This window comes from Streptomyces sp. NPDC050560 (assembly GCF_044457285.1).
In the GTDB taxonomy this organism is placed as follows: Bacteria; Actinomycetota; Actinomycetes; order Streptomycetales; family Streptomycetaceae; genus Streptomyces.
In genome coordinates, this window is record NZ_JBITGT010000020.1 from 97,258 (window position 1) to 110,152 (window position 12,895).

The window sequence follows — 12,895 nt, forward strand, 5'->3', positions numbered from 1 at the left end:
GCCAACTCGACACCATCATATTAAGAAATGGAAATCATTTTCAACGCTGGACCGTCACGGCGCCGGGACACTCTTGGCGCCTTCCAGCCGGGGCACGCTGCCGAGCAGGGCCCGCGTCACCGGATGGCGCGGGGCGCGCAGCACGGTTTCCACCCTCCCGTGCTCCACGACCAGGCCCTCGTCCAGCACAGCGAGGCGGCCACCGAGGCGCGGCGCCATGGTGAGGTCGTGCGTCACCACCACCAGCGTCACGCCGCGCTGCCGCCGCAGGGAGTCCAGCAGCCGTACCACCGCGGCGGCGGCGGTCGGATCGAGCGCGCTGGTCGGCTCGTCGCAGAGCAGTACGTCAGGCCGGGCCGCCAGCGCGCGGGCCAGGGCGACGCGCTGGCGCTGCCCGCCGGAGAGCGCCGAGGGGCGGCGGGAGAGGAACGAGCCGTCGAGACCCACCTGGTCCAGCAGCCCCAGGACCTCGCGGGGGACCGCCGCGGCGTCGGCCGCGCCGAACAGCCGCAGCGGCCGGCCGACGATGTCGGCGACCGTGTGGGCGGGGTTCAGCGAGTCGTACGGGTTCTGCGGTACGAGCTGGAGGGTGCCGAGCGTGGCCCGGTCCCGGTCGCCGACGGTGCGCCCCAGGGGCGCGCCCGCAAGCAGGACCTCGCCGTCCCATCGGGAGTGGAGCCCGGCGAGACAGCGCAGCAGGGTGGTCTTGCCGCTGCCCGACGCGCCCACCACCGTCAGGCAGTCCCCCTCGGCGACCGAGAGGCCGACGCCGCTCAGGACGGTGCGGCCACGGCGGCCGTGGCGGGCGCACAGGTCCCGAAGCGAAAGGGCGGCAGCTTTGGAGGGGCCCGAGGCGGTACGGCGTTCCCCGGGTGGCGCGGACAGCGTGGTGCCGGCCTGACGGGCCGCCTCGACGAGGGAGCGTCCGACCGGCGTGGTCGGCGAGGCGAGGAGGTCGGCCGTCGCCGAGACCTCCACGACACGGCCGTGCGACATCACCGCTACGGTGTCGGCGGCCTCGGCGGCGGCCGCGAGATCGTGGGTGACGAGCAGGACCCCCACCCTCGTCTCCTGGGCGAGCCGCCGCAGATCCCTGAGGAGGGCGGCGGAGGTGACGGGGTCGAGGGCGCTCGTCGGCTCGTCGAGGACGAGCACCGCGGGTCGCGACGCCAGGGCCCCGGCCAGCGCGACGCGTTGACGCTGACCGCCCGACATCGCATGGGGCCGCCGAGCCAGGAACCCCTCGTCGTCCGGCAGCCCCACGAGCCGCAGCGCCTCACGGGTGCGTGGTCCGCGCTCGCCGCGCGCAACGCCCGCGGCCCTCAGCAACTCCGACACATGGGCGCGTACCCGCAGGGTCGGTGCCAGCGAGGTGCGCGGGTCCTGCGGTACGTACGCGGTGCGGCCCGCGCGCAGCGAGCGCAGCTCCCGCGCGCCGAGCCCCCAGAGGTCGACGCCGTCGAGGCGTACACCGCCGCGGGTGCGGTGGACGCCGGGCCGCGAACCGCCGAGCAGCGCCAGGGCCAGGGTGGTCTTGCCGCTGCCCGACTCGCCCACCAGCGCGAGGATGCGCCCCGGCGCCAGATCGAGATCGACGCCGCGCAGCACCGTCTGCTCGGCGGACTCCATCCACAGCCCCCGGCAGGACAGGACGGCCTCCTCTCCGTAAGGGAGCACGGGAACCGAGGACGCGTCCGGGCCGTGGACAGGCGCGAGGACGGGTGCGCGGGTGTCCGGTGAGAGGAGGTCCACCAGGGCGTTCGCCGATACGAGGATGAGCAGCAGCATGGCGGTGGGCGCCAGCACGGCCAGCGGCTGGAGGGAGAGCCCTGGCTGGTTCTCCATCAGCATCAGCGCCCAGTCCGACGCCGGCGGCTGGGCCCCGTAGCCGAGGAACGCGGCGGTGGCCACGGTGAACACCGCGCCGACGAACCGCACGCCCGCGTCGGCCCCCAGCAGGGGAAGGGCGCCGGGCAGCAGCTCACGTCGGACGACGTACCACAGTGACTCGCCGCGTGCCTGCGCCACTTCCACGTAGTCGTGCTCCAGCGCCTGCCGGGTGACCGCGTGCACCATGCGGATGATGTCGGGCACCAGCACCACCACCGTGGCGACGGCGACTCCGGTGGTGCCGCGCCCGGTGGCGACGACGAGCACGCTCAGCATGATGAACGCGGGCATGCTCATCAGCACATCCACCAGCCGCATCACCGCCGACTCCACCCAGCGCCCGCGCAGGGCCGCCACCGCGCCCGCGACCCCGCCCACCGTGTACGCCACGACGAGCGCGCACAACGCGGTGATCACGAGGGGGCGTCCGCCGGTGAGCACCCGGCTGAGCACGTCGGCGCCGAGGTGGTCGGTGCCGAGCGGCGCCGCGCCGCCGGCGGGGGCGTAGGGGATGTCCACGGCGGCGCCCGGGTCGTGCGGGGCAAGATCGGGGCCGACGAGGGCCACCAGCAGGCTCAGTCCGAGGACGGCACCGACGGCCCACTTCGCCGCCCGCCTCCCGCGGGCCCTTCTTCGGCCGACCTCGTCGGGGACGTCGTCGTGCTTCCGGTCGGTCGGCACCGCGCGGGCGCCGGGCTGCGTTCTGCTCATGTTCCGCTTCCCCGGGCCGGGTTGAGGAGGACCGACAGCACGTCGGCCACCAGGTTGAGGGCGACCGTGACACAGGTGAGGAGCACCGAGACGGCGAGGACCAGCGGAGCGTCGCGCCCGGCGGAGGCGTCCACGAGCAGTGCGCCGAGGCCGGGGTAACCGAAAAGGGTCTCCGCGATCAGGGTGCCGCCCAGCAGATAGGACACATAGCGGGCCATCACCGGAATGACGGGGACGACCGCCGCGGGCACGACCCAGCGCAGCAGGACCCGCCACTCGGGAACCCCTCCGAGCCGCGCCGCCTCAACGGCATCCCCCCGCTCGGCGCGTACGGTCGCCGCCCGCACGATGCGCACGTTCTGCGCGAGGCAGGAGGAGACGAGGGTCAGTACCGGCAGCACGAGGAGCGCGGGGTGACCAAGCGGGCTCTGCCCTGCGGAGAGCGCCGACACGGCGGGCAGCCAGCCGAGTCCGGTGGCGAAGCAGAGCACCAGCAGGGTGCCGATGACGAACTCGGGCACGCTCACCAGCACCAGGACCGACGCCGAGACGGCACGGTCGGCGCCGCGGCCCGCCCGCCTGCCTGACCACAGTCCGAGGCCCAGCGCCGACGGCACCAGGACGACGGCCGACACCACCCCGAGTACCAGCGAGTTGAGCGCCCGGTCACCGATGACCGAGGTCACCGCCCGGCCCTGCGCGTACGAGACTCCCAGGTCGCCACGGAGCGCATCACCGAGCCAGCGCAAGTACCGGTTGGCCATGGGGACGTCAAGGCCGAGGGTGTGACGCAGCGCGGCGAGCTGGGCGGGGCTGCCGCCGCCGGTGCGGGAGAGCCGGGCGGTGGCCGCGTCGCCCGGTGCGAGTTCGGTCGCCAGGAAGACCAGCACCGAGACGACGAGGACCACGGCGACGGCCGCCCCGAGCCTGCGCGCCACCAGCGCGGCGAGCGGGTGGCCGCGCCGGGTCCTGGGCACGGCAGGACCCGGGGGCGTCGGTGCGCGGGGGCCGGGTGCGGTGCCCGCCTCGGGTGCGGCGCTCACTCGCTGAGGAAGGCGTCGCGCAGCGAGGGGTACTCGGCCCACCCGAGGGCCTTGACGCCCTGCACCCGGGGGGTGGCCGCGGCGGCCGAGGGGAACCTGGCGAAGATCGCGTCACCGCCGTGGTCGTAGAGGTAGTGCTGCACGTCGGCCACGGTCCGCTTGCGTGCCTCGTCCGTGGTGGCCGCCCGCATGGCCGCGAGCAGTCCCTCAAGGGCCTTGGGGGCGCGCCCGGTGAAGGGGTAAGTGGCTTGGCTGCCGTAGTAGTTGGCGAGGTCGAGGGGCAGGGGCATGGGGGAGTAGGAGGAGGTTTGCAGCGGCGTGTGCAGCAGCTTGCCCATGTCCGTGTAGTAGTCGGCGGCCGCGACCTTGTCGAGCTTGACCGCGAGCCCCGAGTCCTTGGCCTGCTGGATGAACGCGGAGGCGCTCTCCACGAGCCCGTAGGCGAAGTCGGAGGTGCGCAGGGTGAGGGCGGGCGTCGAGAGACCCGCCCGGCGCAGCAGGGACCTGGCCCGTTCGGGGTCGTGCTCGCGCTTCGGCAGGTCGGCGGCGTACCAGGGCTGGTGCATACCGCGGGCGTCGTCGGCGACCTCGCCGTATCCGAGGGTGACGAGCTTCACCATGGCCTCGCGGTCGATGGCGTACTTGACCGCGTTGACCAGGTCGGCGGAGGTGAAGGGGCGCATGTCCAGGTTCATGGTGAAGGCGAGTTCGTTCCACAGCTCCTTGGGCGGCAGCAGGACGCGGACCGCGTCGTTGGCACGCTCGGCCCGCGCCGAGGGCAGGGGCACACTTCCGACGTAGTCGAACTGGCCTGCCTTCAGGCCGCTCAGGCGTGCGGAGGCGTCCGCTACGGAGAAGATCTCGATCTCGTCGAGGTAGGGGCCGCCCCGGTCGGCGTCCCAGTAGGAGGGGTGGGGCTTCAGCAGGCTGCTCTTGCCCGCCGCCCACCGTGACAGGCGGTACGGGCCGCTGCCGGGGGCCTTGCCGAGGTTCTTGGTGCCGTCGGGGAAGACGAACATGGACTGGGCCAGGGCGAGGTCGAAGAACCCGTCGGGCTGCTTGAGCGGCAGTGTCAGGGTCCTCTTGTCCTGTCGGCGCGCGCCCCCGAAGTCGACGCGTGCCAGCAGGCCCGCCTGGCCGCCCGGGTGGGTGGCGAGGGTGCGGAGGCTGAACAGCACGTCGTCGGCGGTGAGCGGGCCGCCGTCGCTGAATCGGATGCCGTCGCGGACCCGGACCGTCCACTGTGAGGCGTCGGCGTTGTGCTCGACGGACTCGGCGACGCGCCACACCGGGCGTCCGTCGTCGAGGTCGCCCAGGGTGTCCCACACCAGCCGGGCCCGTACGTAGTCGACGACGGTGGCCGTCGCCTGGACGACGTCGGTGGACTCTGCGCTGCCGCCGGTGAAGGCGGCCCGCAACCGGCCGCCGTGGCGCGGCTTGGCGCTGCCCGTGGCGGCCGCGGCGGGGCTGTCCGAGCCCGAGCAGGCGGTGGTGAGGCCGCCCGCGGCCAGCAGGGCCGCGCCGCCGAAGGACCGGGTCAGCAGGGCGCGGCGGGATATGTGTGCTCTGTTCACTGCGCTTACTCCCGTTTCAGGCGAGTTGAAGCTCGGGCCGGTACATGTCGAACCAGTGGTGGAGGTCCAGTACGCGTTCGAGGCCGAGCCGTTGGTCACTGGGCAGCCGCTCGGGCTCGGAGGCGACGACGCCCTTCAGCCAGGTGCGGTCGACGAGATCGAAGACGGCGCTGCCTGGCGCGGCCAGCACCTCACGCGCCTGCTCCTGGAGCGCCTTGGCGTACAGCGGGTCCTGGGTCGTGGGGTACGGGCTCTTGACGCGGTCCACCACGGACGCGGGCAGCAGACCGCGGACCGCCTCGCGCAGCAGGCTCTTCTCCCGGCCGTCCGAACTCTTCATAGCCCAGGGCACGTTGTAGACATATTCGACGAGCCGGTGGTCGGCGAACGGGACCCGCACCTCAAGGCCCACCGCCATCGACATCCGGTCCTTGCGGTCGAGCAGGGCCCGTACGAGACGCGTCAGATGGAGGTGGCAGACCGTCCGCATGCGGCGCTCCAGGTCAGGGACGCCGTCGAGATGTTCCACCCGGGCCACCGCGTCCGCGTACTGGTCGGCGATGTAGCCGGGTATGTCGAGCCGCCGCCTGACCTCGGGCCTGAGCAGGGCGGTGCGATCCGTCGTGTGCGCGTTCTGGAACGCCAGCCAGGGGAACGTAGCCGCGTCCCGGGCGGCGGGGTGGTGGAACCAGATGTAGCCGCCGAACAACTCGTCCGCGAACTCCCCTGACAGGGTGACCGTGGACCGCTCCCGGATCGCCCGGAACAGCAGGTACATGGAGGAGTCGATGTCGCCGAGACCGATGGGCATGTCACGCGCGCGCAGTACCGCGCGGCGCACGGCGGGATCGACGAGCCGCGCCGAGTCGAGCACCACGTCGCGGTGGTCGGTGCCGACGAAGTCGGCCACCTCCCGGATGAAGGGCGAGTCGGGGGTGTCGCGCATCTCGTCGGGCCTGAAGTTCGCTTCGAGCCCGGCGAAGTCGACGGAGAACGTGCGAGGACGCCCGCCCTGCCCGCGGGAGTGCGGGGCGCTGAGCGCGGTCACCGCGCTGGAGTCGAGGCCCCCGGAGAGCAGCGCGCACAGCGGCACGTCGGAGACCGACTGGCGGCGTACGGTGTCGCCCAGCAGCTCGCGCACCCGTGCGACGGTGGTCGCGGCGTCGTCGGTGTGCTCCCAGGTGGGCAGCGTCCAGTAGGCGCGGTGCCGGATGCCGCCGCGGGTCACCGTGGTCACCGTGCCGGGCTCGACCTCCGTCATCCCCTTCCACAGGGACCAGCCGGGGGCCTTGGTGAAGCCGATGAGTTCGTGCAGGCAGTCCAGGTCGACCACGCGCCGGGCACGGGGGTTGGCGAGGATCGCCTTGGGTTCCGAGCCGAAGAGGGCGCCGTCCGGCGTCGGGTACAGGTACAGCGGCTTCACGCCCATGCGGTCGCGGACCAGGACCAGCTTGTCCTCCCGCTCGTCCCACACCGCGAACGCATACATGCCGTTCAGCCGCTCGGCGAGTCCTTCACCCCATTCGAGGTAGCCGCGCAGCACCACCTCGGTGTCACTGGCGGTGGTGAACCGGTGTCCACGGCCGCGCAGTTCGTCGCGCAGCTCGGTGTAGTTGTACGTCTCCCCGCTGTAGACCAGGGCGACGGCCCCGGCGGGCGTGGTGGCCGTCATGGGCTGGGCACCGCCCGGCGGGTCGATGACGGCGAGGCGCCGGTGCCCCAGAGCGGCGTGGCGCCGCACCCAGGTGCCCTTGTCGTCGGGGCCGCGGTCGGCCATGGTGGCCGTCATCGCGTCGATGTCCTGCTGGTGTCGTGTCAGGTCGCTGTCGTAGGCGACCCATCCGGTGATGCCGCACATGAGGTGTCCTTGCTGGGGAGGGGAGGAGGTCGGTGCCTGGCGGGGGGCGCGGCTCGTTCAGCCGAGCCGGACGGGGAGTTCATGGAGTCCGTGCATCGCGGTGCTCGCGCGCCACGTCAGCTCCCCGGGCGGGACCGCGGGTTCGATGCGGGGGAAGCGGCCCAGCAGCCGTCCGATCGCGATCTCCCCCTCGATGCGCCCCAGGGGCGCGCCCACGCAGAAGTGGATGCCGTGCCCGAAGCCGAGGTGGCCTCCCGTGGGACGGTGGACGTCAAGACGGTCCGGGTCCTGGAACCGGGCGCTGTCCCGGTTGGCGGACATCAGGGAGATCACCACGAAGTCACCGGCGGGGATCTCGACGCCGGCGACGCTCAGAGGCTCGGTGGTGTAGCGCGGCGAGGAGAGGTTGTTGGGTGTCTCGTAGCGCAGGAACTCCTCCACCGCGTCGGGCAGCAGGCCCGGGTCGGCGCGGAGCGCGGCGAGCTGGCCGGGGTGGCGCAGCAGCGCGTGGACGCCGCTCGCGATGAGGTTTACGGTGGTCTCGTAGCCGCCGATGAGGAGTACGAAGGTCATCGCGATCAGCTCGGGCACGCTGAGCCTGTCGCCCTCCTCGCTCGCCGCCACCAGTGCGGACAGCAGGTCATCGGAGGGAGATGTCCGCTTGTGTGCGAGCAGCTCGGCGAGATAGCCCCCCATGGACGCGGAGGCGGCGCCGATCTCCTCGGGGGGCGCGGTGGACACCAGCACGTTGGACCAGGCGCCGAACGCCTCCCTGTCGTCCTGCGGGATGCCGAGCAGTTCACAGATCACGATCATCGGCAGGGGGTACGCGTAGGCATCGAGCAGGTCCACGGGACGGTCGGTGTCGAGGCCGTCGAGCAGCTCGTCCGCGATCTCTTCGATGCGGGGGCGCAGCCGTGCCACGGTACGGGGCGTGAACGCCTTGTTGACCAGTGTGCGCAGCCGGGTGTGGTCCGGCGGGTCGGTGTTGAGCAAGTGCCGTGCCAAGTCGGCGGAGAAGGAGCTGGGCTTGCCGTCCGCGGCCTCGCGCAGCCGCTCCAGGCGGTCATAGACGCCGTCGCTGCTGAGCCGGCCGTCCGTGAGGAGGTCGCGGGCCTCCGCGTACCCGGTGACGAGCCAGGCGGGCAGCCCAGTCGGCAGCACCACGGGAAGTACGGGGCCCCGCTCCCGCAGCGCGGCGGCCGTGGCGTGCGGATCGTGCATGAAGTCGTCGCCCAGGACAAGGCGTTCTGTGGTGTGGGTCATCGGGCGTCCCCTTGTCGGTCGGATGCGTCGTCGATACGGGCGGTTGGACGGAGGCGGGCGGTGGGGGACGAGTCGCGAGAGCGGTGGCGGGGGCCGATGTGGCGCGTCGTCGCGCATGGGCCCGGGGTCTCAGTCCTGAGAGGTGAGGCGGCGCCTGACGGCCGCGACGATGCGGCCCGGGTCCTCGGAGAAGTAGAAGTGCCCCCCGGCGAAGCTCAGCAGCTCGAAGGGGCCATCGGTCCAGCGCCCCCATCCGCCGGCCTGTGCCGCCGTCACCTCGGTGTCCTCGGTGCCGTAAAGGGCCGTCACCGGGCAGGGCAGGAGCGCGGCGGGACGCGCCGCGTAGGTTTCCACGAGACGGTAGTCCTCGCGCACGGCGGGCAGGACGATCTGCCGCACCTCGGGCATGGCCAACAGCTCCGGGTGAGTGCCGCCCAGGCGCGCGAGTTCGGCGGCAAGACCGTCGTCGTCCAGCAGGTGGACCGTGCCGGGCCGGTGGAACTGTGGTGCCTCGCGCGCGGAGACGAAGACACGCGTCGGCGGGGGCGCGCCGCCCGCGATCAGCCGCAGGGCCAGTTCGTGCCCGATGACGGCGCCCATGCTGTGCCCGAACACCGCCCAGGGCCGGTCACACAACGGCGCGACCTCGTAGGCAAGTTGGTCGACGAAAGCGGGTATGTCGCGCGGCACGGGCTCGTGCAGCCGCTCCTCGCGGCCCGGCGGGCACACCAGCACGGGCTCGACAGCGGGCGGGAGCAGCCGGGCCCAGGCGCGGTAGAGCGACGCGGTCCCTCCGGCGTGCGGCAGGCACAGCAGCCGTACTCCCGGGGCGGTGTCGGGGCGGGGGCGGCGCAGCCACGGCGATGCGGGGGCAGTGGGCGGGAGCGGACCGGTCACGGGGCGTCCTTCCGCAGCCGCCAGACGGCCGCGCGGCTGCGCTCCGCCCACAGTGCCTGGTACGCGCCGCCCGCGGCGACGAGTTCCCTGTGGCCGCCCCGTTCACGGACGCCGCCGTCCGCGAGCACCGCGATCTGGTCGGCGGCGGCGATGGTTGACAGCCGGTGGGCCACCACCAGGACGGTCCGCTCCCGCGCCAGATCGCCGAGCGCGGCGCTGACCGCCGCCTCGTTCTCGGCGTCGAGCGCGGCGGTCGCCTCGTCGAGCAGGACGAGCGGGGCGTTCTTGAGCAGAGCGCGGGCGATGGCCACCCGCTGGCGCTCGCCGCCTGAAAGTCCTGAGCCGCCCTCGCCCACAGGGGTGGCCCAGCCCAGCGGCAGCCGGGTCACCACCTCGGTGAGCCTGGCCGCATCGGCCGTGGCACGCACCTCTGCGTCGGTGGCGTCGGGGCGTCCGACGCGGACGTTCTCCTCGATGGTGGTGTCGAAGAGATAGATGTCCTGGGAGACGATGGCCACCTGTCGCATCAGGGTGCCGGGGTCCATGTCGCGTACGTCCACTCCGCCGATGCGCACCGCACCCGAGTTCACGTCCCAGAACCGTGCGACGAGCCGGGTCACCGTCGTCTTGCCCGCCCCCGAGGCGCCGACCAGCGCGGTCATGCTGCCGGGCGGGCAGGAGAGGCTGAAGTCGCGCAACACCGGCTTGTCCCCGTAGCCGAAGCCGACCGCGTCGAACTCGACCCCCGAGTGCGCGGGTTCGCGTGGGGAGCGAGGAGCGGGAAGGGAGGGGACGCGCATGATGGCGGAGATGCTGTCGAGGGCGGTCGAGGCCAACTGGACACCGGTCCCGTACGGAGCCAGCAGGGAGACCGGTTCGGTGAAGCGCACCGCGAGCAGCAGGACGGCGATCGTGTCCGCCACCGCGGTGCGCGAGTCCAGCACGAGCCAGGCGGCCACCACCGCCACCAGCGCGAACGCGGCCTCGACCAGCACCATGTACCAGGCCAGTGGAGCGTTTTCGCGATTGAGGCCGCGCACGGTGGCGGACCGATCGGCGCGCAGCGACGCTTCGAGCGCCTCCCACCCTGCCACGGTGCGCCCCGCGGCCCGCAGCACCGCCTGGGCCCTGGCGAACTCCAGTACGCGGCTCGACACCTCGGAGAGCGACGCCGCCTCGTCGGCCTGCGACACCGCGGCGGTGCGCTGGACCCGGCGGTAGAGCAGCAGGCCCACGGGGGTGAGGATCAGAAAGGCCAGGGTGAGGCGCCAGTCCACGAAGGCGGTGATGACGACGACGGCGGCGGGCGCGGTGACGGTGAGGGTGATCTGCTGTAGCACCAGGCCGGGGAAGTTGCCGAAGCTCTGCGCCCCGCCCATCGCGGTCAGCAGTCGGCCCGAGGAGACATTGGTGAACCATCCGAGCGGCAGTTGCGTCACCCGTCGCGCGAGCTTCTTGGCGAGCGTCATGCCGCTGCGTTCTATGCCCACCGCGTACCCCCTGCCCGACGTCACCCACAGGGCGACGCCGGATGCCAGGGCGCCGAGGGCGGCGACGGCGAGCCATGCCGCGGCGCGGTCCGCGTCCTGCGCGAACAGGGCGCGCAGCAGGGGGATGAGGGCTGCGAAGGTGACGCCCTGAAAGATCCCGGCGATCACGTAGCCCGCCACCTGCCCGCGCATGCCGCTCGGCTCGCCGATCAGCTCCTCCGCCTTGCGGATGATCACAGTCCCGCCTCCTGAAGGCTCTCCTGGGAGCGCCAGAGCCGTGCGTAGAGCCCGTCCGTGGCGAGTAGCTCCATGTGCCGGCCGCGCTCGGCCAGGCGCCCGTGGTCGAGGACGAGGATCTGGTCCGCGTCGGCGACGGTGTGCAGCCGGTGTGCGATGACCAGGACGGTCCGTTCCCGGCCCAGTTCGCTGAGCGCCTGCTGGACGCGTGCCTCGCTGTGCGGATCGGCGTGGGCCGTGGCCTCGTCGAGGATCACCACGGGCGCGTCCTGGAGGATGGCCCGTGCGATGGTGATCCGCTGCCGTTCCCCGCCGGACAGCTCGCCCTCGCCGTCTTCGAGCACGGTGTCGTAGCCGTCGGGCAGTGCGGTGACGACATCGTGGATCTGCGCGGCGCGCGCCGCGGCCTCGACCTCGTCGTCACCTGCTCCCGGCCTGCCGAGCCGGATGTTCTCGCGGACGGTGGCGCGCAGCAGCACCACCTCCTGGAAGACGAACGCCACCGTGCCGAGAAGCTTCTCTGTGGGGATTTCCCGGATGTCGGCGCCGCCGAGGGTGATGCGGCCCGACGTGACGTCCCAGAACCGGGGGATCAGCCGGGCGAACGTCGTCTTCCCCGAGCCCGACGGGCCCACGAGCGCGGTGACCGTGCCGGGCTCCAGGGTGACGCTGACGTCCCGGAGCGCGAGGGCGTCCCCGCCGTAGCCGAAGCTGACGTCCTCGAAGGCGATGCGGTTGCCGTCGGGGAGGGCGGGCCGCTCGGACTCGGCGAGCGGCGCGTGGCTCATCACCCGCCGGATGTGGGTGGCCCCCAACTGCGCGTCACGGATCGCGTAGCCGAGCTGTGCGACGTTCAGCACCGTGCTGGGCAGCCCGACACCCACCGCGAGGAACGGCAGTACGGTGGCGGGGCCCGCCCAGTCCCATGCGACGAACGCGGTGCCCACCGCGGCGATCCAGACCAGCATGGTGGCGGGTGAGAGCAGGGTGTTGATGAGGTTGGTCGGCCGTCCGATGCCGTCCATCCACCGCAGGCACACGGTGGTGAGCCGGTCGGCGGCGTCGGTGAAGCGGCGGAAGGTGCGGGAGGTCGCCCCGTAGGTCTTGATGACCTCGATGCCGTCGGACAGTTCCACGGTGGCCCTCGTGAGGTCGCCCTGCGCCTTGTTGTAGGCGTCCATGTTGCGCTGGAAGCCGCTTTGGATACGTGGCACGAGCACCGCGAGGGTCACGGCGACGTACGCGACCACCAGCAGGGCGATCCGCCAGTCGGCGATGAACAGGTAGACGGCGGCGGCGAGCGGCATGACCACGCCGGAGGTCAGGTCGGCGGCGGCGTGGGCGACCAGGGTGTGCACTTGGCGGACGTCGTCGGAGACCGCCTTCTTCACCTCGCCCGAGCCGTTGGCGGCGAACCATCCCAGCGGCAGTGTCCCGAGGTGGTGTGCCAGTCGGGAGCGGGTCCTGTAGCGGAACTCGGCGTCCGCGTAGTGGCACAGTTGGGTGGCGCCCACGTACAGGAGGCTGCGCAGCACGGCGCCCGCCACTCCTGTGACCACCCACGCCCAGACTGCTCCGGGGTCATCGGTGCCGTGGGCGAGCAGGGTGCGCCCGGCCTCGGCCACGGCGACGTACGGCAGCAGCGCGCAGGCCGACGAGAGGCCCGCGAGGACGACGCCGACAATCAGCGTCCCGCGCACCGGTGCGATGAGCGTCTTCAGCGCGCCCGGTTCGACCAGGGGCGGATGCCCGGTGGGCGGCGGTTCGTGTGTCATCGGTCTGCCCTCGCCCCTATTGGAAATGATATTCATTCCGTCATGCAGGCTAGGGAGGGGAGTGCCGCAAGTCAACGCATGACGATCATTGAAAACGAAAATCATTTCAATTACGTTGCACGGAGAGGGGCTCGACGACTTCGAGGGGATGGAC

General features: G+C 72.4%; 8 protein-coding genes. All 8 read right to left on the minus strand.

Annotated elements, in window-relative coordinates; all coding sequences use genetic code 11:
- Positions 1 to 54 precede the first annotated feature (54 nt).
- Positions 55 to 2,601 carry an ATP-binding cassette domain-containing protein gene (locus tag ACIBIW_RS33465; protein WP_399341765.1) on the minus strand — a complete coding sequence of 849 codons (2,547 nt, stop codon included), beginning with the start codon at positions 2,599 to 2,601 and terminating at the stop codon, positions 55 to 57.
- Entirely contained in the window at positions 2,598 to 3,644 is a 1,047-nt protein-coding gene (locus ACIBIW_RS33470) for an ABC transporter permease (protein WP_399341767.1), read from the minus strand. The genes ACIBIW_RS33465 and ACIBIW_RS33470 overlap by 4 nt, the downstream gene beginning before the upstream one ends.
- Positions 3,641 to 5,218, minus strand: a complete 1,578-nt coding sequence (locus ACIBIW_RS33475; RefSeq protein WP_399341769.1) for an ABC transporter substrate-binding protein — start codon at positions 5,216 to 5,218, stop codon at positions 3,641 to 3,643. The genes ACIBIW_RS33470 and ACIBIW_RS33475 overlap by 4 nt, the downstream gene beginning before the upstream one ends.
- A 16-nt stretch (positions 5,219 to 5,234) precedes the next feature.
- Positions 5,235 to 7,076, minus strand: coding sequence for an asparagine synthase (glutamine-hydrolyzing) (gene asnB / locus ACIBIW_RS33480; RefSeq protein WP_399341771.1), 1,842 nt, complete (start codon positions 7,074 to 7,076; stop codon positions 5,235 to 5,237).
- Positions 7,077 to 7,133: 57 nt separating this feature from the next.
- Positions 7,134 to 8,342, minus strand: a complete 1,209-nt coding sequence (locus tag ACIBIW_RS33485) for a cytochrome P450 (RefSeq protein ID WP_399341772.1) — start codon at positions 8,340 to 8,342, stop codon at positions 7,134 to 7,136.
- 129 nt (positions 8,343 to 8,471) lie between these two features.
- The gene (locus ACIBIW_RS33490) at positions 8,472 to 9,239 is read right to left on the minus strand and encodes a thioesterase II family protein (RefSeq protein WP_399341774.1); all 768 of its coding nucleotides are present in this window, start codon (positions 9,237 to 9,239) and stop codon (positions 8,472 to 8,474) included.
- The gene (locus ACIBIW_RS33495) at positions 9,236 to 10,966 is read right to left on the minus strand and encodes an ABC transporter ATP-binding protein (RefSeq protein WP_399341775.1); all 1,731 of its coding nucleotides are present in this window, start codon (positions 10,964 to 10,966) and stop codon (positions 9,236 to 9,238) included. Before ACIBIW_RS33495 ends, ACIBIW_RS33490 begins: the two co-directional genes overlap by 4 nt.
- Positions 10,963 to 12,741, minus strand: coding sequence for an ABC transporter ATP-binding protein (locus ACIBIW_RS33500; protein ID WP_399341777.1), 1,779 nt, complete (start codon positions 12,739 to 12,741; stop codon positions 10,963 to 10,965). Before ACIBIW_RS33500 ends, ACIBIW_RS33495 begins: the two co-directional genes overlap by 4 nt.
- Between the last annotated feature and the right edge of the window lie 154 nt (positions 12,742 to 12,895).